The organism is Candidatus Ruthia magnifica str. Cm (Calyptogena magnifica) (assembly GCF_000015105.1).
Taxonomy (GTDB): domain Bacteria; phylum Pseudomonadota; class Gammaproteobacteria; order PS1; family Pseudothioglobaceae; genus Ruthia; species Ruthia magnifica.
Map to the genome: position 1 here is coordinate 433,349 of NC_008610.1, position 22,512 is coordinate 455,860.

The window sequence follows — 22,512 nt, forward strand, 5'->3', positions numbered from 1 at the left end:
TTCGTTAGTGAGGGTATAAATTTTTACTTTTTATACGGTAAAGTCAAGCAATTTTTGAATTGCATTTTTTGCTTTTTTGCAAATGTCGGTATTAATAAATATTTCGTTATTACCTATTTGCAAAGTATTTAAACAGTTTTCCAGTGTATTCATTGCCATCCATTCACAGTGCGCACACGACTCACAATCTGCGCCTTCGCCCATAGTGGGGGCTTCTATTAGTTTTTTATTGGGTGCAACTTCATGCATTTTATGAAAAATACCATTATCAGTTGCCACGATAAAAGTAGTTTCAGGCCTATTTTTAACCGCATCAATTAGTGCGCTGGTTGAACCGACAACATCTGCTAGATTTACTACAGATTGAGGGGATTCAGGATGAACCAAAACAGCCGCCTCAGGGTGTAATGTTTTTAAGACTTTTAGTGCATCTGCTTTAAAACGTTCATGTACCACACAAGCACCTTGCCACAAGAGCATATTAGCATTTGTTTGAGTTTGCACGTAGTGTCCTAAGTGCTTATCAGGCGCCCATAAAATTTTTTCCCCGTTGTCTTTAAGGTGTTTGACGACATTAAGTGCACTGCTTGAGGTAACAACCCAATCAGCGCGTGCTTTAACTTGTGCTGAAGTGTTTGCATAAACCACCACTATTCTATCAGGATGCTGGTCACAAAGTTCTGAGAATTGATCAATTGGACAATCTTCATCGAGTGAGCAGGTTGCATGGGAATTTAAGACCAATACTCTTTTTTCAGGCGAGAGAATTTTGGCAGTTTCTCCCATAAATTTAACCCCTGCAATAATAATAGTATGTGCATCACAGTTTTGACTAAAGCGTGCCATTTCTAATGAGTCAGATACAATACCGCCCGTTGCTTCTGCTAAGGTTTGCAATTTAGCATCTACATAATAGTGCGCAACTAAAACTGCATTGTGAGTTTTTAATTCAGTCTTAATTTGTTCTTGGGTTGATAACACGAATGATTAGTCTTTTTCTGGAAGATTGATCTTAACACTTAATTCACGCAATAATTTTCTTGATATACTGGTAGGTGTATCGGTTAAAAGACAAGCGGCAGTTTGAGTCTTTGGAAAAGCAACCACATCACGAATAGAGTTTGCACCTGTCATAATCATCATCAAGCGGTCAAGACCAAATGCCATACCACCATGAGGTGGGCAGCCATATTCTAGCGCATTCAGAAAAAAACCAAATTTATCTTGTATCTCTTGGTCGGAAATACCTAGTAGCTTTAGAACAGTTTTTTGCATATCAATTTGATGGATACGAATAGAGCCACCACCCACCTCAGAGCCATTAATGACTAAGTCATATGCTTTGGATAGGGCGGTAGTGGCAGTTTTTTCTAAAGTTTTAGCATCAACACTAGGAGCAGTAAATGGATGATGAGTGGTATTTAATGAGCCATCGTCACCCACTTCAAACATCGGAAAATCAACCACCCAAATAGGAGCCCATTGTGTATCGAATAAATCTAAATCTTTAGCAAGTTGTTCACGCAAATTACCCAAAGCTTCATTAACAATTTTGCTTTTATCAGCGCCAAAGAAAATAATATCCCCTGTTTTTGCATCTGTCATTTCGATAACTTTAGCGATTACTTCATCGCCTAAGAATTTTAAAATAGGGGATGCTGGACCGTTTTTATTAAGCTTGATATAAGCCAAACCTTTTGCGCCATAAATGCTAACGTATTTTGTATATTTGTCGATATTTTTACGGCTAATACTGGCACCATTTGGTACTTTTAAAGCGGCAACACGAGAATCATCGTAATTAGCCGGACCTGAAAATACTTTAAAATCAACGCCTTGCATTATTTTGTCTATGCTGACTATTTGCATTGAAATACGCATATCTGGGCGGTCTAGCCCGTATTTTGCCATGGAATCTGCATAAGTAATGGTGGGAAAATTATCACCTAAGTCAACATTAATGACTAATTTAAACAAGCCTCGTGTCATTTTTTCCATCATTGTCATGATTTCATTTTCACTCATAAATGAAGTTTCAACATCAAGTTGGGTAAATTCAGGTTGGCGATCAGCACGTAAGTCTTCATCTCTAAAGCATTTAACAATTTGATAATAACGCTCAAATCCTGACATCATTAAAAGTTGTTTGAATAATTGTGGTGATTGTGGCAAGGCAAAGAATTTACCTGAATGAGTGCGCGAAGGCACTAAATAATCACGCGCACCTTCTGGGGTGGCTTTGGTTAAAAACGGGGTTTCGATATCTAAAAAATCATGCTCATCCATAAATTCACGCATATAACGAGTAACGCGTGAACGTAAACGTAAGCGATTTTGCATGGTATCACTACGTAAGTCTAGATATCTATATCTAAGTCGCACTTCTTCTGAGGTGTCAGTTGCATCAATCTGGAATGGTACGGGTTTGGAAGTGTTAAGAATTTCAATATTTTGCGCTTTAATTTCAATTTTACCAGTGCTTAGTTTTGGATTAGTTAAACCCTCGCCTCTGGCAATAATTGTGCCTGTAATTTTTAATACAAATTCGTTACGAACGGTTTCAGCCAAAGAAAAATCTGCATTATCAGGATTGATAACCACTTGAGCAATACCGTGTTTATCACGCATGTCTAAAAAGATAACACCACCATGATCACGCCTGCGATTAACCCAGCCATAAATTTCTACTGTTTGGCCTATATTGTCTTTGTTTAGTTCGCCACAAAAATGTGTTCTCATAGTTTTACCTTTTTTGTATTGGCGTTACTACACCAGTAGAAATAATCAGTTTGAATGCTTCATCAACACTCATGTCAAGCTCAATCACATCATTTTTTGAAAGCATAATGAAAAAGCCAGAAGTAGGATTGGGAGTGCTAGGTACGTAAATATTAATAATTTTTTGTCCAACTTTTCTCTCTACTTCGCCACCATAGTTGCCTGTTTGAAAAGCAATAGTCCACATACCTTTGCGAGGATATTCAACCAATAGTGCTTTTTTAAGACTTTTACCAGAAGGGCTAAACACGGTATCTGAAAGTTGTTTAAGTGCGCTATAGATACTTCTAAATCCTGGAATTTTATTGAGTAGTTTTTCCCAAAGTTGGATTAGCTTACGACCAATAAAATTATTAACTAAAGCACCCGTTATTAGCATGATAAAAATAACCCAAATAATGCCAGATCCAGGAATGGTGTTGTCTAAATTAAATAAAGCTTCTGGTAGGTATTGGGTGGGAACAATATTATTGACTAATTCTAAAAAGAATTTAATAACAACAATACTAAGCCCTAAAGGTATCCAGAATAATAGACCAGAGATAAAATAATTTCGTAAGCGTTTCAACGGTTCAAAACAATAGCGATAAAAGACTATTTTAGCATAAGCACTGTACTATTTTTATACCGACTCTTCATCTCTGAGAGTTAAGATCTCGCATCCGTTTTGCGAGACTAAAATAGTATGCTCCCATTGTGCAGAAAGCGTGTGGTCTTTTGTGGTTACTGTCCAGTTATCAACTTTAGAAGTAATAACTTCAAACCCCCCTAGATTAATCATAGGCTCAATTGTAAAAGTCATACCTGCTTCAAGGATTGGACTAATGTCTGATTTTCCATCATCATAATGAACCACTTGAGGTTCAGCGTGGAACTCAGTTCCAATGCCATGTCCACAATAATCACGCACCACGGCGCAATTATTTTTATTCGCATGAGTGCCAATTGCCTTGCCAATTTCACCCAAATGAATACCAGGTTTTACTTGTTTAATACCGATGTATAAACATTCTTGTGCAATTCTACAAATGAGTTGTGCTTTGACGCTGGATTTACCAATGATGAACATTTTTGAAGTATCACCATGAAAGCCATCTTTAATAATGGTGATATCAATATTAATTATATCCCCTTTTTTAAGTCTCTTAAATCCAGGAATGCCGTGGCAAACTACATGGTTAACACTGGTACAAATAGATTTTGGAAAACCGTGATAATTAAGTGGCGCAGCAATTGCTCCCTGATGATTAACAATGTAATCATGGCAAATTTTGTCTAATTCATCAGTACTAATGCCAGCCTTAACATAAGGCGATATCATATCAATGGCATTAGCTGCTAAATATCCAGCCACACGCATTTTTTCAATATCATCCTTTGATTTAATAGCTATTGACATTAGATTCTATTTTGGATTCTTTTAATGCGCTTATCTAGTGGTGGGTGTGTGGCAAATAACTCACCAGACATTCCAAACAACATGGCATGAGTGTATTCTTCGGTATTGGGGTTTTCAAGTTTAGTTTTACCACTATTACCACTATTTTGCATAATCTCAAATGCCTCAACCAAACCATTAGGATAACGAGTAAATTGAACAGCAGAGGCATCAGCTAAATATTCACGTTGGCGTGACATTGCTGCTTGTAAAATACGCCCGAACCAAACCGTCATCATTCCAATTAATGCAATGATAGCGGCAATTGCAAATAATATTAATTTTGCTCGACCATCCATGCGGCGATTATAAGCGGCTTGATAAAATATCATTCTGGCGAGAAAAAACAATGCAGTAAAACCAAATACAAATGCACTGATTTGGATGTTAAGTTTGATGTCATGGTTGACAATATGTCCAATTTCATGAGCAATGACACCAGATAATTGAGTGCGATTAAAACTCACCATTGAACCTTGAGTAATGGCAACAATCGCTTCTTGAGTGGTTTTTCCTGCAGCAAAGGCGTTAATGGCATTATCTGGAATGATGTATAAGGCGGGAGCAGGAATGTTGGCTGCCAAGGCTTGTTCGGCAACAATATTAAGTGTTTGTTTTTCTTCAATTGACAGCTTGTCTTCATCACTAATTAGTTTGCCACCAAAGGCAAGTGCGACTTTATGTCCATTTGATTTTTGATAAAAACCAAATGCAGTGGCACTCAGCATTGCCAATAATACCATTAGTGAAAACTCCAAAAAACCAAGTAACTGCTCTTGATTCTGAAAGACGATTTGATTGGCAGCAATAAACTTTTCATTAAAGCTGTATTGTTGATATTCAGGCTGATAAAACTGTGCTAAATTCAGCCCAATAAACAAAGTGTAGCCAATTAACATAGACGAAATTAATAATAAAATAAGATATAAAGACCAAATGATTATCGTGTTCTTTTTGGCCTTGTCTTGATGTTCCCTAAAGTCCATTGTTAAAGATGTTTCCAGAAATCTCAGTGTGATTTAGAGAGTGTACTCCTTTTAATGCCCCTTTGAGGGATGGAAAAAAGCATTGTTTTATGTATTTCAGTGCGAGACTTGCCATTGCCCATAGGAGTGTAAATCGTATTAAGGTTTAAGCAAACAAGTCTTTAGGTGCTTGGTTTAATTGTTCCAAGTTTTCGCTAAATTCTAAATTTTGTGCATCTATACCAAAGCCAAATACACCAGCAAACAGTACATTCGGAAATGATTTTTTGTACTCATTAAACTTTTGAACTAAGTCGTTATACCCCTGTCGAGCACTGGCAATACGATTTTCTGTGGTGGTCATCTCCTCACTTAGTTGCATCATATTTTCGCTTGCTTTTAAATCAGGGTAGGCTTCCATTTTTAAGTTAAACCCACTCATTGCACTATCCAATGCTATCTGAGAACTGGCTAGATTTGTCATAACACTTGACTCACCTGGATTTTTTTTTGCCACTTTGTTGGCTTGTGTTAATTCTGCCCTAGCTTCAGTAATAGCAGTTAACGTTTCTCTTTCATGCTCCATGTATTTTTTGGCAACATCAACCAAATTGCCAATTAAGTCTAAGCGTCGTTTAAGTTGTATTGAAATTTGCTCAAAGCTATTTTGATACTGAGTTTTGTAAGAAATCAAGTTGTTATAAATGTTGATAATCCAAATAAGCAAAACAACAACAATTGTAATTAGCAACCAGTTTTGTGTTAAAAATTCCATCTTAAACCTTTTTAAAAATTAATCAATATTAATTATATAAGGCTATTACTATTTAAATTCAAGTCTTTTATTTCCTTTAATTTAATTTTGAGCGTTTTTATATTTAATGGGGAAAATAAATTCAATTGAAATTGCTTGTAGTTATAAACCTTATACATATACTTTTTCAATTCTGCTATAAAGTCTATCATGAATAATTGGATAGTCATAGCCACTTAAATGTTTTCTTATTTGATGGTTCCTATTTATTTTTATGTTGATTTATAATAAGGATTTGTTATGATTATGCGCTACTAAAGTCGCAAAATTAAATGCATTTTTTCATCTAGTGTAATAATGCCACTTTAGAAATTTTTCATTCAACAATGGCAATAGATAATTTTTTTCCAGTTTTTAGATACACAACCCTTATCCAATGCTGATTTTAAGGTTTATTTTAGCAAGGTAGTGGTAATCACTCAAAGTATCAAGTAATAATTAATTGTTATTTTTAATGATGATTTTTTTCTCAATCGTGTCGTGCATAATTTTTGTTTTAATTAAAATATCTCTTATTGGAGAGTATTAGAAGATTTTTATTCAAAGAGTTAGACGTCCGTGGGCAGCAGATGATTGAGAATTGTAGTTATTCTAAAGTGGTTTAGCAGCTATTTTGTGAATTGAGCGTACTGGCAATCATATTGGTAAATGGCATAAGCATAAAAATAAAATTACCATGCAACTTTAAGGGGGATGGTGTAATTAGTTTATTACTGATTGAAGTGACCGAAGTTATTGATAAGTATGATAACTTTGGTTAAATTTTAAGTAGAGGGAAAATTATTATCACCTTATACAATGCACAAACTAAGCGTAATTTTTCAGTCAGAAAAATTAGAGAAAAATTATCTCTAATTTAGGTGAAAAAGACGCTAGAGATTTGTTTAAAGAACATAGTGAAATTGCTATTCATAATGAAATGTGCATTTATTTTTTGATGATAGTGATTTAAATAAAATATTCTCTAATTGAACGTGTAAAAAATATTGCGAAAGCAAGATGGGGCGAGAAACGGGGTTTGAACCCGCGACAACCGGAATCACAATCCGGGGCTCTACCAACTGAGCTATTCCCGCCATAAACTATTACCTCAGGCTTCTTACCTTGAAGCGGTACTTCCAGATTCGAGTGTATGAGCTACGATTTATAAGGCCAATATTTTATACTTAAAAATCAAAAACTTAACTATTTTGAAGTATAATACTGCCAAAGCTACAGACCGCGCCATTAAAGGGTAAAAGAATATATTATACATATTTTAAGTGCGTTTCCGAGGACTTTAAATATAAACAATCATTTTGTTAACGTTAATAAAATGATTGTTTATATAATGAGGCAACATGACTGCCATAAAAAAGAATAGACGAATTATTTAATGTAGATAGAAGTGTTGTTAGCAAATATTTAAAAAATATTCTTAAATCTCAAGAACTATCTAAAAAACGAGTATGTGTAAAATTTACATATACCGCTCAACATGTTGCTATTAAAGAAAACATAAATTTAGAATACTATAACTTAGATGCTATCTTATCAGTTGACTACCATGTTAATTCATACCAAAGCCACTCAATTTAAAGAATTTTTAGAGCGTCTCCCCCAATCAGAGCCAAATACACTAGCAAATAACTGATATATTTTCTGAGTGCTGTGGATTATGATAATACTTTTGAAATCACTAAAAAATTTTCTAATGCAGGCTTGTAAACTTGTGGAAATGCTCCTGATGGTAGAATATTGAAGTCAGATATAGTTGTGGTAAAAAATTACTCAACAAAGATAACGTATTCACGCCTGAAACAGGGCTACTAAAAAACTTATTGATGATTTTATATTCTTGTCGTTTTTATTTGTCAAATTCATTTATTAAACCTTTAATAATGCTTTCTTATTGCTCTTACCATTGCCAGATAGTGCCACCCATTCTCTTTTGTTCTTTGGTTAGAGTTTCAACAGAGGCTTTTAATTTTTCTTTGGACTCAAGGTTTAAACGTTCTAGTTTTGCGTTGATTTTCCTTGTATTAGTGACGCCATCATTATCACTACAGTCTTATAATCTATTCTTTCCATCAATTCCATTTGCTTAATCTACAAACCTTGACGAATATGCCAACTCTTTAAATCCTTTTATTCTGGTACGTCATTTTTTCTAAGTTTTTCTATAATCTTGATAACTTTTTGTTCAATTTTGCAGATTAACTTTTGGAATAACTCATAACCTTAAACACTTCATTTTAATCATTAATTCTTGTGTTTTAATGCAAGCTTTCAAATTTAAGTTGTTCAAGCTCATACGCCATTTGTAACCTACTGTTTAGTAAATTATGGCAACAATAAACCTCATGAATACAGTCCATCTTTATACTCATGTCTCTACCATTTAAATGGGTAAAATAAACTTTGTTATTTTCTACTCCGCTATTATAGCCTTGAAGCCTTAGTTGACAGGTTTATTCTCTGACTGATTTTGTATATTTACTCAACTTTTAAAACTCCTTCTAGAGGATGACAGAAAGTAAAATACTGAATGCTAAAAGAATTGTTACACCTCTGGTTGTATTTTGTTTAATCGATATTATTAGTGCGGGGGTAGTTTCATAGATTTAAGATTGAAATCGAGTAACAAGTGTCGAGAATTGAAGAGGTATTATTTCATTTAGCTGGCAGTAGTAAGCCTCTCAGTCAATCTACTAACAAATTTGATAAATCAGTTAGGTTCTTTGAGAGAGATAGCATATACATACCACACCAAGGCATTGTCACAATTCAAGAAAATGTTATATGAGCGAATACTCAAAAATATGAATATGTTATATTTTTTTTGGTTTTTAAAAAAAGTGTATCTCCGTATCTTTTTGTTTATATCATTTTAAAGTGGCACGCCCAACACGATTCGAACGTGTGACCTACGGCTTAGAAGGCCGTTGCTCTATCCGGCTGAGCTATGGGCGCATACCAAAAGTCATTATTAAAGTCGCTCTAAATGCAAGGTATTTTTTTTGGTCGGAGTGGAGGGATTTGAACCCCCGACCACCTGGTCCCAAACCAGATACGCTACCAAACTGCGCTACACTCCGAAAAAAATGACAATTATACTTTGTTAAATTGAAATGTAAATGATTAAATTGCTGATGATTTGCAATTAATCAATCCCTAATTCATGACAAATAGCATCAATTTTTTGTATTACGCTTTTGTCAATTTCAATGGGCTCTTCCCATTCTTGATTAGTTTCACCAGAAAGTTTATAGTAGTATCAATGCCTATTTTTGAGTCAAGACTAGAGACTGGAGAGGTAAAATTAAAATAATCAATGAGTGATTATCAAAAAAAATAGCGCCATGATTTGAGTCCAATGTGTACGCTCAACGTCCAAGCTCTCCATTATTATACGCTTGGTATATTCTGGATATTGCTGTTGTAAAAGTGATATAAACACTTCATTAAGCAGTAGGTTCATCGATGGTTTTGCCTGTATAAGTGGAGTGATAAATGGAATTAATTCTGGTGATTATTCTTTACACCGTAAAGACAAGAAATTTTTCTACTTTGTTATAATAACCAGTATGGTCAACCAAAAGAGTCTTCGTTTACTATCTATTTGGATGGATGACACCTTCTAGGATAACCTCAATATTTTCAGGAATCTGTAAATCATTGTCCAAACACGTATAGACTTTGGTTTTTATGCCTTACAAAAGTTCCCAGCAAAGCCGTACACTTAATGTATCGGAAATGGGTACGTTGTAGTAAGATTAGCCCAAATGCTACAGCAACTGAAAAAGATTCGTTGGAATTTTTTTGTACCAATCTTTAAAATCGAGTGCAGCACTCATGATGCAATGGCTAACGTATAATGAGTTTATTTTTTCCAAAGACTTACTGGCAATAAATACCTAAATTTTGTCGTTTTTTATATGTTTCTTTTGTGAGTAGTACGGTGTTTTTAGATCAACAAGTTTGAATGGGTAATTTAGACAAATCAACCTTATTCTTTTCAATAAAGACAACTTGGCACTGAACTTTTTTTGACTAATTTAACAGACATATTGAGTACTTTTTTGTACTGGAAGTTTTTTAATGGTATCTTTAAATCTTTTAGGTTGTTTTAATTCAGTTAGCAGTTTTTCCAATTCTATTAATGTGATTAAATCTTTAATGACCAAATTCCAACAACATGCTTAATTGTACCAAATAAATTTTCAAATATTGGCATTTTTAAATAAAAGCTCAGGACCTTGTTTATTCAGTGTTCGGTGACAAATTTCAGTAATTTTTAAATAAGTGTCAATTTATGTTTGAATACGTTTGAGTTCACTTTATTTTTCTAATTTAATGATAAACTCACGTAAATCTTAACATTGCATTGGTATTTTCTTTAAATTAATTAAATTTTTTCAAAGTAACTAGCATGTGCTGCCAGTTCTTGTTTATTTGCATAAACAACTTTGATTTTGCCAATGGCGCGTTCTACTCGAATAATGTTATTAGTATTGGCTTGTTCATTGATCGTTTGTTCATTGTTAAATAAAGTCGATTGTCCCCCAGTCATCGCCAGATAAACTTGTGCTAAAATTTTTGCATCTAGTAGTGCGCCATGTACAGTTCTTGCGCTTGAGTTGATTTCGAATCGTCGGCACAAGGCGTCGAGATTGTGTAATGTTCCAGGTCGTTGTTGTTTAGAAAGTTCTAATGAATCAATAATGTTGCATTTATCCTCAATACGTTCATCAATGCCTATAAGTTTAAGTTCATGGTTTAGAAACCCAAGGTCAAATGGAGCGTTGTGAATGATAAGTGTTGCTCCTTCAATATAGGTTAAAAACGTCTTAACAATGGCTTTAAATTTAGGCTTGTTTGTTAAAAATTTATCAGTAATGCCATGAATTCGTACCGAATCGCCAACATTACGACTGGGCTGTATATATTCATGATACTCATTATTTTCAGTGATTTGTCTGTCTACAATTTCTGTACAACCAATTTCAATAATGCGATGACCTTCGGAAGGCTCAATACCCGTGGTCTCAGTATCTAGTACAATTAGTCTTTCCATCGAATATTCCTCGGACTTATTTTTGGTGTAAAATTATTTGATTTTATCATAAGTAATATTTATAAAAATTATGGCAAGAGTAACAGTTGAAGAATGTTTAGAACATGTGGAAAATCGTTTTGAGTTGGTATTGGTTGCAGCAAAACGCGCACATCAATTAAGTTCTGGTGATTATAAACCACTATTAGATGCAGGCAAAGATAAACCAACAGTAGTGGCATTAAGAGAGATTGAGGCAGGACTTATTGATGCTTCAATTTTAAGTGAAACTTATGAAATGCAAGAACAATTATCAGCACAGCAAAAGTAGCAGAGATAGTGCAAAGATGTCTGAAATTGAAGTTGAATTATCAACAATAGTAGTTGATAAAGTTACTGATGAAGTGACAGAAATTGAGTAGTAATTAATACTTGATTGCTTAAAAATGACGTATTTGCGTCATTTTTTTGTCTACAAAAACTTGCTATCTATATTAATAATACGTGATAGTTAACAATTTGATTTCTTATTATGCTAAGAAAATGAATCAAATTGATAAGTAGCTCAATGTGTGTATGAGAAATAGGATTAAGAGGAGAATATTATGGATTTATAATCATTAACTTTTTTATTTATAAGGGCGACTTTTGTTCTCTACGTCGATATTGCTTTCTGAGCAAAGGTAGAGACTGGATGAGCTCTGTAACTGATGGCGACATTCATCTAATTGCTAATGGCATGACAACAGCAGACTGGATGAGTGCAATATCATTCATATTCATGAAGTTTAATTATCTTTTTGGTTGCGGCGGTTCGGTTTTATTAATAAATTGAACGGATAATTATGTCTTATTAGTAATGTTATTTACCCATTATTTAAGAAAATACAACAACTGCACGCGTTGTTGCTATGATTTGTTTAATTATTACCTCAGTGAACTATGTTATTGGTCAAATGATATGAATATCTAAAGCTAATAATACTTATTTTTTTGGTAAGCTAATCAAGTGACAGAATTAATGACTTAGCACTACATAACTTCGTTGATGGTTACTCATCAGCAAAAATTGTGTGGTATCATCACTGACAGAACGTTTTGTACTAAAGTTGTGGCGTATAATACCCATGTTTAAAACATCATGACACATACATCCTATTACAGTGCCAATATTTTAGAATTGCTTGTTAATCTATAAGTGATATTGCTGACCTTTATTATACAAGTGGCATGGAAGCTATACTGTTAACGGTAAATATGCAAATTAAACATTTGCCTTTTATTAAAAAATAAGTGGTTGACGTAGTAGCGGTAGCGGATTTATTAAGAAAACAAAGTCATAACGTGGTATTTTAATTAATGAAATTCACTGTGCAGTTAGGCTTGAATAACTGGTTAAAATTTCCAAGCAAGTATCACTGCTATTGGTGAACACTTTGGATTCTAATGTAGATTAACATGACATTGCTTATTCTATTAGTTCAATAGGACGAGCTATTAATTAGTAATTATTAAAACAGACTGAAGAGCGTCCTGGTCAAACACCAGTAGCTTATGTATGGTTGGTGACTGGTTCATTGTCAAGATTAGAGTATAGAGTAAAGCATACATTCTGATCAAGCTTATTGACCAAAAAGGTTTGAGTAGTTCAGGTAGTAAAGACTTGATTTTGGTGTGTAAATTTATTAATTTTGCAACGTATTAAACATCAGACACGTCAAATTTAAGAAGAGCGTGATGTGAATAATTATGTATTGCTTGAAGAGAATTTTCAATTGGATAAAAAATATTTAAAAGATGCTTTTCATATTGTAGAACAAATGCAAAGTGCGATGGCTTCTCAGTACAAAACTACCTTGTTATAATTGAAAAGATTTAAGGGTCGTCAGGGGCACGTTGTGTTTATGTGTCAATTATGAATGGTGTTGAACCAATGAATGATCTTAAAACTGAATTGATTCAGTTGGTACGTCGTGAAATTGGATCTATTGCTACTGTGAATAAAATCCAATTTGTGCCGGGTTTTCCTAAAACGTGTAGTGGTAAGATTATGTGTAGAATTCTAAGAAAAATTGCATAAAATGATTATGATAATTTTAGCAATACTTCAACCTTGACAGAGTCAAATTATCAGAGATTTATAATTTTTCTTGAGCTGAAGTTAGTGAATTGTTTAAGGTTTTTGTCTTGATTCTTGTGTTATTTTTTGTAAAATTTCATCATTCAAAACATGGCTTTTACTGGTTGCTAATGAAAGCTTATCTTGTGTTTTTAATACTGAACGCATTTTAATTAGCTGGTTATTGAGATTTTACAATGTGTCTGTACTGCTGCTAGTGGCGGCAGAAGATTTGGCAACTTGCTTAGTATTATTAGGTTGAAGCGCTGTTAGTTTAGTGTTGTATTCTTGTGTAAGACTGCTGATTTCATTATTAAGTTTAATGACTTGGTTATTATGGATAAAATAACCAGCAACCAAAGCGATTGTTAAAACAATTGAGCTAAATGATGATTTATTTTTCATAATAACTCCTAAAAGAATTAAGATATATAATATTTTTACTTTAGCCAACCAGCAGCTTGTTTAGCATAATAAGTTAAAATACCATCGGCACCAGCACGCTTGAACGCCAACAAAGTTTCTAATACCACTTGTTCTTCCTTGAGCCAATTATTTTGTACAGCCGCTTTTAACATAACATATTCACCACTTACATGATAAGTAAAGGTAGGTATACCAAAGGTTTGCTTGACCCGATAAACAATATCTAAGTAGGGCAATCCAGGTTTAATCATGACTATATCCGCACCTTCATCAATATCTAAACCCACTTCACGAATAGCTTCATTAGAATTAGCAGGATCCATTTGGTAAGTTTCTTTGTTAGACGTACCTAAATTAACTGAAGAGCCAACAGCATCCCTAAAGGGGCCGTAATAATGGGAGGCATATTTTGCAGAATAAGCCAAAATACTCGTATGAATAAATCCATTTTCTTCAAGTGCTTTACGAATGACACTTATACGTCCATCCATCATGTCACTTGGTGCCACGATATCGCTACCTGACTGTGCATGAGAGAGGGCTTGTTTTACCAAGACTTTAATCGTTTCATCGTTGAGCACATAACCCTCATCATTAATCAAGCCATCCTGACCATGCGTGGTAAATGAGTCAAGTGCTACATCGCTAATCACTGCTAAATTTGAATATTTTTGTTTGATAGCGCGTATAGCACGTTGTGCCAAACCATTTGGATTAAATGCTTCTTGTGCATGTAATGATTTTTTTTTTGATGGAACAATAGGAAAAAGTGCAATGGCTTGAATACCCAATTCAATCAATTCGGCCGCTTCAATTAATAATTGATCAATACTTAAACGCTTAATATCTGGCATTGAATCAATACTTTGTCGTTTATTTTCACCTTCAATGATAAAAATTGGAAAGATTAAATCACTAGTTGTTAGGTTATTTTCACGTATTAATTTACGGGTATGTGCGTGTTTTCTCATACGACGTGGTCTATGGGTTAAAATTGTCATTTTAATTTCAATTTATAATATATCCATCGATTATACGTCAATGAGCCAATCAAGCAAAACTTTAAAAAATATGTCAAAAGTTAATGAAGCGTTTATCAAACCATTTCCCAGTTCTAATAAGATTTATGTGCAAGGGTCATGCAAAGATATTCAAGTACCTATGCGAGAGATTATACTCACAGATACCATTGGTGAGTTGGCAGAAAAGAATGCACCCATTCATGTTTATGATACCTCAGGTGTTTATACTGACCCTAATGTTAAGATTGATTTGCGTAAAGGTCTTGGCAGTATTAGATCCACTTGGATTGAACAGCGAAATGACACTGAAATATTAACCAAACTGAGCTCTAATTTTTCTAATGAACGACGAGATGATGCGGAATTAGATGTGTTACGCTTTGAGCATCTACAAGTGCCACGTCGTGCCAAAAATACCAAAAATGTATCACAGATGTATTATGCTAAACAAGGCATTATTACTTCTGAGATGGAATATATCGCTATTCGTGAAAATTGCAAATGGCAAGAATACAAAGACCAAATTGGTCAGAACGAAGGTGAGAGTTTTGGTGCTAATATTCCTGATGTAATCACATCTGAGTTTGTGCGCGATGAAGTGTCCAAAGGACGTGCGGTAATTCCTGCTAATATTAACCATCCAGAAACAGAACCGATGATTATTGGTCGTAATTTTATGGTTAAAATTAATGGCAATATCGGTAATTCTGCACTAGGTTCAAGTATTGAACAAGAGGTTGATAAAATGGTGTGGGGTATTCGCTGGGGTGCAGATACCATTATGGACCTTTCAACTGGTAAAAATATTCATGAAACTCGTGAATGGATTATTCGTAATTCACCTGTACCTATTGGTACTGTACCTATTTATCAAACATTAGAAAAAGTTAATGGTATTGCTGAGGATTTAACTTGGGAAGTATTTCGTGACACATTAATTGAACAAGCTGAGCAGGGAGTAGATTATTTCACCATTCATGCAGGTGTGCGCTTACAATATGTGCCACTGACCATTAATCGTATCATAGGCATTGTCTCTCGTGGTGGCTCAATTATGGCTAAATGGTGTTTAGCACACCACACAGAGAGTTTTATTTATACACACTTTGAAGATATTTGTGAAATTATGAAGCAATATGATGTTACTTTTTCACTAGGCGATGGTTTACGTCCTGGCTGTATTGCTGATGCCAATGATGCAGCGCAATTTGGTGAATTAGAAACTTTAGGAGAACTTACCAAAATTGCTTGGAAGCATGATGTGCAAACTTTTATTGAAGGCCCTGGCCATGTTCCTATGCAGATGATTAAAGAAAATATGGATAAGCAACTAAAAGAATGCGGTGAAGCACCATTTTACACACTTGGTCCATTAACGACTGATATTGCACCTGGTTATGACCATATTACCAGTGCTATAGGTGCCGCGCAAATTGGCTGGTATGGTTGTGCCATGTTATGCTATGTTACTCCAAAAGAGCATTTAGGCTTGCCTAATCAAGATGATGTCAAGCAAGGCATTATTGCTTACAAAATTGCAGCCCATGCGGCTGACTTAGCTAAAGGACATCCAGGTGCACAAATTCGTGATAATGCCCTTTCTAAAGCACGTTTTGAATTTAGATGGGAAGACCAATTTAATTTAGGATTGGATCCAGATACAGCACGTAAATATCATGATGAAACCATGCCTAAACAAGCTGCAAAAACCTCTCATTTTTGTTCTATGTGTGGCCCTAAATTTTGCTCTATGAAAATTACTCAAGAGATTAAAACCATAGATGCAGGAGAGATCGCTAAGATTAAAGCCATTCAAATAGAAATGGACAAAAAATCGGCAGAATTTTTAAAAAATGACAGTGAAATTTACATGAAAGAAGGTGCTTAAATTTTTTGTCAATTTAATTAGAAATTGATACTTAATTTGTTTAACTGTTATCTTAAATCTTAAGGTTTTTACAATGACAGTAGTCGTGTTTTGTGAAATACAACAAACTCTTTTTAGACATTTTTTTTCCTTGTTTTATGGCTTCTATATAGACAATTTTAGTAATATTAAAATAATAACATAACTGCTTTTACTTGGTTTTGATATCACTACAACTCATTTTTTTATATTGCAAGTTTAAAATCACGAGGTAAGAAATTTCTTGATTAATTGTAACGTATTTTTAACTGCACCTTGCTTACTATAAAGGTATTGTTGAGCATTATTGCCTAATACTTTGCATTGTTTTTCATCATTTAATAGCATTACTATTTTTTTAAATAAACCTGCCACATTTTGAATTTGAATGGCGGCGTTTTGTTTTAGTAGGTCTGATGATATTTCGGTAAAGTTAAATATATTAGGGCCAAATATAATAGGCTTGGCAAGAGTAGCAGGTTCAAGCATATTATGTCCGCCAGTGTTGCTTAAACTACCTCCCATAAAAACAATATCAGCAATATTAAAATAAGACATCATTTCACCCATAGAGTCTCCTAAAAGAATTTGAGCATTTTGAGTAGGTTGGTTTTCTGAGCGACGAATAACATTAAGATTAGCACTTTTGAATGATTTATAAACTACATCGAAACGTTCTGGATGTCTTGGAATAATAACAAGTAAGGCATCAATGGTGTGTTTATGCTTTAAATATTCATTAATAATTTGAGCTTCTTCACCTTCATGAGTGCTGGCAAAAATAACAATTTTACGTCTGCCAACCATTGCTTGTAATATATTATTTATTTTTATGTTGGGTTTTGTGCTTTGGTCAAATTTAATATTACCAGTTATGATTACATCATCATTTTTAGTACCCAATTCAATAAAACGATTAGCAGAATTTTTATTTTGAGCAGCGATTAAGGTGAATTTGTTTAAGGTTTGTTTGATTAAATTAGAGGTAAATCTTTGGTATTTTTCTTTTGATTGTTGCGACAATCTGGCGTTGATAAGTAGTATTGGAATGTTATTTTTGTTGAGTTCATGGGTTAAATTAGGCCAAATTTCTGTTTCTAGTAATAGGCATATTTTTGGGTTAATTTTTTTAATATAACGTTTGACAATTAGTGGCAAATCATAAGGAAAATAAAGATGAAATACCTTATTTTTATAATGATTAATCACTGCATTAGAACTTGTAGGTGTAGTCGTGGTAATCAATAATTGATGATTTGGATATTGTTTGATAAGTTGGTCGATAATAATAATAGCTGCTTTAAATTCACCCATAGAAACACAATGCACCCAAATAATAGACGTTTGTATCTTAGCAATTAAGCCAAGTCGCTCGTTAATTCTTTGCCTAAATTCAGGTGTTTTTATGCTTTTAATTATTAACCTTAAAATTATAAAGGGTAATAAAAGATATCCTATGATGTTGTAGAGACTTCGGTTCATTTGGGCAGTGGTATAATACAGCGTATTGTATTTTAGCGGTTTTGAAGTCCTTTATGAAATTTGTTGATTCTGCCAGTATTCGTATCGAAGCTGGCAAAGGCGGGGCAGGATGCTTGGGCTTTCGTAGAGAGAAATATATTCCTGACGGTGGCCCTGATGGCGGTGATGGCGGTGATGGCGGTCATATATATTTTCAAGGACAAGAGGGGTTTAACACACTTAGTGAATTTCGTTTTAAGCGTTTATTTAGGGCAAAAAACGGCCAGCCTGGATCAGGTCAAAACAAACGTGGGAAATCAGCGCAACATTTAACGGTTGAGATTCCATTGGGCACCAAAATTTACGACCTTGAAACCGATGAGTTGATTGGCGAGATGATTGAGCATGAACAAATCATACTAGTTGCTAAAGGCGGTTTTCATGGCTTGGGCAATACACGGTTTAAATCTAGCATTAATCGTGCACCACGTAAAACTACACCAGGCTCACCAGGAGAAATACGTGAGATTGGTTTAGAGTTAAGTATTATGGCTGATATTGGCCTTTTAGGCATGCCTAATGCGGGTAAATCAAGCTTGATTAGACAAATTTCAAATGCAAAATCTAAGGTAGCTAATTATCCATTTACCACGTTGCATCCTTCGTTAGGTGTGGTGTCTTATTATGATGAGCATATTATTATGGCGGACATTCCAGGTTTGATTGAAAATGCCAGCAAAGGTGTGGGTTTAGGTTTTGAGTTTTTAAAACATTTGTTTCATACAAAAGCATTGTTACATGTCGTGGATATCTTTCCAGTTGATGGATCTGACCCAGTTGAGAATTTTTTAACCATTGAAAAAGAGTTAAAAAAATACGATCAAAAACTGGCCAAAAAGCCAAGATTATTAGCGATTAACAAAATGGATTTGTTATCAGGGGGAGATAGAGAGACTGTGGTTCAAAGTTTATTAAAGGGCACTCGTTATAATGGAAAGGTTTATAGAATTTCTGCTTTAAATGGCCTGGGCTGTAAAAATTTAGTGGCTGGATTGTTTAAATTAGTGAAAGAAAATGAGTAAGCAAAGGTGGGTTATTAAAATTGGTTCTGCACTCTTAACCAATGATGGTAAAGGTCTGGATAAAACCGCTATTATCTCATGGGTAAGGCAAATTAAAGAATTAATCCAACAAAATATTGATATTATTTTGGTTTTAAGTGGTGCGATTGCCGAGGGTATGAAGCGTCTAGGTTGGAATGAACGTCCTGAAAATATACATAAATTACAAGCAGCAGCAGCGGTAGGACAAATGGGCTTAGTGCAAACTTATGAAACTTTATTTGCTCAGTATAATATTCATACCGCACAAGTGCTATTAACACATGATAATTTAGCTAATACTAATCAAAGTGATAATATTTCTGCCACTTTAAATACACTATTAAGTCTTGGCACAGTGCCAATTGTGAATGAAAATGACACAGTTGCTACAGATGAAATTAAATTTGGTGATAATGATACTTTAGCGGCATTAGTAGTAAATTTAGTGGGTGCAACTCAATTGGTTATTTTGACTGATCAAGGTGGTATTTATGATGCTGATCCACGTCAAAATGCTAATGCTAAATTGATTAACAAAATCCATGTGAATGACGAAAAATTAACGCAAGTTGCTAGTAGAGCATGTGGTTCACTAGGTTCTGGCGGTATGTATACCAAAGTATTAGCAGCCAAAATAGCCGCTAAATCAGATGTAATTACTATTATTGCCTCAGGCAGACAAGTCGATGTTTTGTCTAAACTGGGGGCAGGTAAACATATTGGGACATTGATTCATTGCTAGCATATATTGGATTAGGGTCGAATCTTAACCGTCCTAAAGAACAAATTAAAAATGCGCTGATTACGCTCAATTCTACTAAAGATGTTAAAGTGGTGGGTTTATCGAGTTTGTATCAATCCAAGCCGATTGACGATTTAAAGCAGCCTGATTATATTAATGCTATATGTCAGGTTGATACGCATTTAACTGCATTAGAGTTGCTGTATGTTTGTCAAGGTATTGAGACCAAACAGCATCGTGTGCGCGAAAAAAAATGGGGTGCAAGAACTATTGACCTGGATATTATTATTTATGGAGTGAAAGTGATTGCTTCTAAACAATTGATTGTCCCGCATTTACAAATGATAAATAGGGCGTTTGTATTGGTGCCATTAGCAGAATTAGAGCCTAATTTTAAAGTGCCAGTTTTAGGACATATTCAAGATTTGATTGCTAAACTAGATATCACTAAATTGATTAAATTATGAACATTGAAGCGCTAAATAATTTTAAACAATCTGGCGAGAAAATTACTTGCTTAACTGCTTATGATGCTTCATTTGCATCAGTTTTTGACGTATGTGGTATTGATATTATTTTAATAGGGGACTCACTCGGTAACGTTATCCAAGGTGGTGAAAATACATTAAATGTAAGTATGGATGATATGGTTTACCATACGAAAGCAGTTACTAAAGGTGCACAAAACGCATTAAGGATTTCAGACATGCCTTATCAAAGTTATACCAATTCTGAACAAGCTTTAACAAATGCCAAGCTCTTAATAATAGCGGGTGCACAAATGGTAAAATTTGAAGGTGGGTGTGAGCATGAAGCGTCTTTTAAAATCTTTCAGAACAATGACATTCCCGTTTGTGGTCATTTAGGCTTGCAACCGCAATCGGTAATAGAAATGGGTGGTTATAAGACGGAAGGTAGAGATAAGCAAAGTGCTGATAAAATTATTAAAGATGCTTTGGCTTTGGCATCTTGGGGTGTTAAAGTAATTGTACTAGAATGCATCCCTGCTAATCTGGCCAAACAAGTGTCACAATCTTTAAGTATTCCCACTATTGGTATTGGTGCTGGCGTGAATTGTGATGGACAAATATTGGTAAGCTATGATATGTTGGGTATTCATGTAGGATATGTGCCAAAATTTGTCAAAAATTTCTTAATTGATAGTGGCGATATAAAGTCTGCTGTTAATGCTTTTATCGAGGCGGTAAAAGATAAGTCCTTTCCAGGTGAACAGCACAGTTATTAATGCAGTTGTGTTATCAAAATACTCAAATAACCAAGCTGGTTAATAATTGGCACACGCAAGGCAAAACCGTTGCATTTGTGCCTACAATGGGTGGATTGCACCAAGGACATTTGTCATTAATTGACATTGCTAAACAAAAAGCTGATAAAGTTATTGTTAGTATTTTTGTTAATCCGGCCCAATTTAGTAAAAATGAAGATTTAGACAGTTATCCACGTACGATTAATGCTGATTTGACAGCATTAAAGGTAAACGTTGATGGTGTTTTTATTCCAAATATTAAACAAATTTATCCAAAGGGTATAAGTAAATATATTGATGTTGGTAAGATTGGACAAATTTTATGTGGTAGAACACGTCCGCATTTTTTTAATGGGGTGGCACAGGTTGTTGAAATATTGTTTGGAATTGTACGTCCTGATGTTGCAGTTTTTGGTCAAAAAGACTATCAGCAACTGTTGGTCATTAAGCAAATGGTCAAGAATTTATCACTGAATATATGTATAGAATCTGGTGAAATCATTAGAGAAAAAAGCGGTTTAGCAATGAGTACTCGAAACCAGTATTTGTCTAAAAATGAAGCTAAAATTGCCACAAATTTGCACAAAACTTTGTCTTATTTTAAACATGAAATTTTACAAAATAAAAAAGTTTATGTATTAAATGAATTGGCAAAGTTGGACTTAAAGCAACACTTTAAAATAGACTATCTTGAGGTATTAGATGCAAATAACCTTAAACAAATTACTGATAATACACATCAAATTGTTATATTATCTGCAGTGTTTTTAGGTTCTGTGAGACTCATTGACAATATAATTTTTAAAAAAGGATAATCATGTTTGATATTACTGATGAAGCAAAAGTTTATGTGGCTGATTTATTTGCTCAACAAGATGAAAAAGACCTTGGCTTAAAGGTGGATGTTGAAAAAGCCGGCACACCTGCTGCTGTAGTCACTTTTAATTTTTGCTTTCCAAAAGAGTTAAGTAAGACGTATAAAAAATTTGAATATGAAGGATTTTATGCCTATATTGATGAATTAAATTTTGAATATTTGAAAGATTCAGAAGTGGCATTAAAAGATGCAGGCACTGGCAAGAAATTAACCATTACTGCGCCTAATACCAAAGGCAAAGAGCCAAAAGAAGACGCTCCTCTTGAAGAAAAAATTAAATACGTTATTGCTGCTAATATTAATCCTGGACTTGCTTCTCATGGTGGTTTTGTTGAACTGGTTGAAATTACTAAGCATATGGATGTCATTCTTAATTTTGGTGGTGGTTGTCAGGGTTGTTCATCGGTTAAATCTACTTTAGAACAAGGGGTTGAAGCACAACTTAAGATGAGCTTTCCAGAGATTAAATCGGTGCGTGATGTAACAGACCACTCCAATACTGATAATGCTTATATATAAGTAACACTCTACTTGGTTTTGGGATAGTATAGTGTAAAAT

20 protein-coding genes, 3 tRNA genes and 1 pseudogene are annotated in these 22,512 nt (G+C 34.2%); 11 read left to right on the top strand and 13 right to left on the bottom strand.

What is annotated here, in order from left to right; all coding sequences use genetic code 11:
* Positions 1-30 precede the first annotated feature (30 nt).
* The 10 genes from nadA to dnaQ form a co-directional block, all read right to left on the bottom strand.
* A complete protein-coding gene (gene nadA / locus RMAG_RS01995; protein ID WP_011737787.1) occupies positions 31-981 on the bottom strand; it encodes a quinolinate synthase NadA in 951 nt (316 codons plus the stop codon).
* A gap of 6 nt (positions 982-987) precedes the next feature.
* Complete coding sequence (gene aspS, locus RMAG_RS02000) at positions 988-2,739, bottom strand: aspartate--tRNA ligase (protein ID WP_011737788.1); 1,752 nt, start codon at positions 2,737-2,739, stop codon at positions 988-990.
* Between the two features lie 4 nt (positions 2,740-2,743).
* Positions 2,744-3,346, bottom strand: coding sequence for a DUF502 domain-containing protein (locus RMAG_RS02005; RefSeq protein WP_011737789.1), 603 nt, complete (start codon positions 3,344-3,346; stop codon positions 2,744-2,746).
* 54 nt (positions 3,347-3,400) lie between these two features.
* On the bottom strand, positions 3,401-4,177 hold the full coding sequence (gene map, locus RMAG_RS02010; RefSeq protein ID WP_011737790.1) for a type I methionyl aminopeptidase: 777 nt from the start codon (positions 4,175-4,177) through the stop codon (positions 3,401-3,403).
* The gene (locus RMAG_RS02015) at positions 4,177-5,115 is read right to left on the bottom strand and encodes a M48 family metalloprotease (RefSeq protein ID WP_235093717.1); all 939 of its coding nucleotides are present in this window, start codon (positions 5,113-5,115) and stop codon (positions 4,177-4,179) included. The genes map and RMAG_RS02015 overlap by 1 nt, the downstream gene beginning before the upstream one ends.
* A 232-nt stretch (positions 5,116-5,347) precedes the next feature.
* Positions 5,348-5,956, bottom strand: coding sequence for a LemA family protein (locus RMAG_RS02020; protein ID WP_011737792.1), 609 nt, complete (start codon positions 5,954-5,956; stop codon positions 5,348-5,350).
* A gap of 1,039 nt (positions 5,957-6,995) precedes the next feature.
* Positions 6,996-7,071 (bottom strand) — tRNA-His (locus RMAG_RS02025).
* 1,799 nt (positions 7,072-8,870) lie between these two features.
* Positions 8,871-8,947: transfer RNA gene (locus tag RMAG_RS02030), tRNA-Arg, on the bottom strand.
* A gap of 48 nt (positions 8,948-8,995) precedes the next feature.
* Positions 8,996-9,072, bottom strand: a tRNA-Pro gene (locus RMAG_RS02035).
* Between the two features lie 1,310 nt (positions 9,073-10,382).
* A complete protein-coding gene (dnaQ, locus tag RMAG_RS02040; protein WP_011737793.1) occupies positions 10,383-11,051 on the bottom strand; it encodes a DNA polymerase III subunit epsilon in 669 nt (222 codons plus the stop codon).
* A gap of 70 nt (positions 11,052-11,121) precedes the next feature.
* Between dnaQ and rpoZ the strand changes: the two genes are divergently transcribed.
* The 4 genes and pseudogenes from rpoZ to RMAG_RS05540 all read left to right on the top strand — a co-directional run.
* The gene (gene rpoZ, locus RMAG_RS02045) at positions 11,122-11,361 is read left to right on the top strand and encodes a DNA-directed RNA polymerase subunit omega (protein ID WP_011737794.1); all 240 of its coding nucleotides are present in this window, start codon (positions 11,122-11,124) and stop codon (positions 11,359-11,361) included.
* 363 nt (positions 11,362-11,724) lie between these two features.
* Positions 11,725-11,865, top strand: coding sequence for a hypothetical protein (locus RMAG_RS05815; RefSeq protein WP_157834517.1), 141 nt, complete (start codon positions 11,725-11,727; stop codon positions 11,863-11,865).
* A 904-nt stretch (positions 11,866-12,769) separates the two neighbouring features.
* Positions 12,770-12,895, top strand: coding sequence for a hypothetical protein (locus RMAG_RS06135; protein WP_268745603.1), 126 nt, complete (start codon positions 12,770-12,772; stop codon positions 12,893-12,895).
* 38 nt (positions 12,896-12,933) lie between these two features.
* A pseudogene (locus RMAG_RS05540) lies at positions 12,934-13,107 on the top strand (AMP-binding enzyme); the annotation flags it as partial.
* 234 nt (positions 13,108-13,341) lie between these two features.
* Here RMAG_RS05540 and RMAG_RS02050 read toward each other — a convergent pair.
* Together RMAG_RS02050 and hemB are read right to left on the bottom strand one after the other, a co-directional pair.
* Positions 13,342-13,554, bottom strand: a complete 213-nt coding sequence (locus RMAG_RS02050) for a hypothetical protein (RefSeq protein ID WP_024792311.1) — start codon at positions 13,552-13,554, stop codon at positions 13,342-13,344.
* Positions 13,555-13,589: 35 nt separating this feature from the next.
* A complete protein-coding gene (gene hemB, locus RMAG_RS02055; RefSeq protein ID WP_011737796.1) occupies positions 13,590-14,576 on the bottom strand; it encodes a porphobilinogen synthase in 987 nt (328 codons plus the stop codon).
* A 40-nt stretch (positions 14,577-14,616) separates the two neighbouring features.
* Between hemB and thiC the strand changes: the two genes are divergently transcribed.
* Complete coding sequence (gene thiC / locus RMAG_RS02060) at positions 14,617-16,485, top strand: phosphomethylpyrimidine synthase ThiC (RefSeq protein WP_011737797.1); 1,869 nt, start codon at positions 14,617-14,619, stop codon at positions 16,483-16,485.
* A gap of 243 nt (positions 16,486-16,728) precedes the next feature.
* On the opposite strand, the gene waaA is transcribed toward thiC, so the two are convergent.
* Positions 16,729-17,985 (bottom strand): lipid IV(A) 3-deoxy-D-manno-octulosonic acid transferase, encoded by a 1,257-nt coding sequence (waaA, locus tag RMAG_RS02065; RefSeq protein ID WP_011737798.1) that lies wholly within the window; start codon positions 17,983-17,985, stop codon positions 16,729-16,731.
* 53 nt (positions 17,986-18,038) lie between these two features.
* Between waaA and cgtA the strand changes: the two genes are divergently transcribed.
* From cgtA to RMAG_RS02095, 6 genes are read left to right on the top strand one after another with little or no spacing between them, the layout of a single operon-like run.
* Positions 18,039-19,046 carry an Obg family GTPase CgtA gene (cgtA, locus tag RMAG_RS02070; protein ID WP_011737799.1) on the top strand — a complete coding sequence of 336 codons (1,008 nt, stop codon included), beginning with the start codon at positions 18,039-18,041 and terminating at the stop codon, positions 19,044-19,046.
* The gene (gene proB / locus RMAG_RS02075) at positions 19,039-19,809 is read left to right on the top strand and encodes a glutamate 5-kinase (RefSeq protein WP_011737800.1); all 771 of its coding nucleotides are present in this window, start codon (positions 19,039-19,041) and stop codon (positions 19,807-19,809) included. The genes cgtA and proB overlap by 8 nt, the downstream gene beginning before the upstream one ends.
* Positions 19,803-20,276, top strand: coding sequence for a 2-amino-4-hydroxy-6-hydroxymethyldihydropteridine diphosphokinase (gene folK, locus RMAG_RS02080; RefSeq protein ID WP_011737801.1), 474 nt, complete (start codon positions 19,803-19,805; stop codon positions 20,274-20,276). Before proB ends, folK begins: the two co-directional genes overlap by 7 nt.
* Positions 20,273-21,055 carry a 3-methyl-2-oxobutanoate hydroxymethyltransferase gene (panB, locus tag RMAG_RS02085; protein WP_011737802.1) on the top strand — a complete coding sequence of 261 codons (783 nt, stop codon included), beginning with the start codon at positions 20,273-20,275 and terminating at the stop codon, positions 21,053-21,055. Before folK ends, panB begins: the two co-directional genes overlap by 4 nt.
* Entirely contained in the window at positions 21,055-21,891 is an 837-nt protein-coding gene (gene panC, locus RMAG_RS02090) for a pantoate--beta-alanine ligase (protein ID WP_011737803.1), read from the top strand. Before panB ends, panC begins: the two co-directional genes overlap by 1 nt.
* A 2-nt stretch (positions 21,892-21,893) precedes the next feature.
* On the top strand, positions 21,894-22,472 hold the full coding sequence (locus RMAG_RS02095) for an NfuA family Fe-S biogenesis protein (RefSeq protein ID WP_011737804.1): 579 nt from the start codon (positions 21,894-21,896) through the stop codon (positions 22,470-22,472).
* The last annotated feature ends 40 nt before the right edge of the window (positions 22,473-22,512 follow it).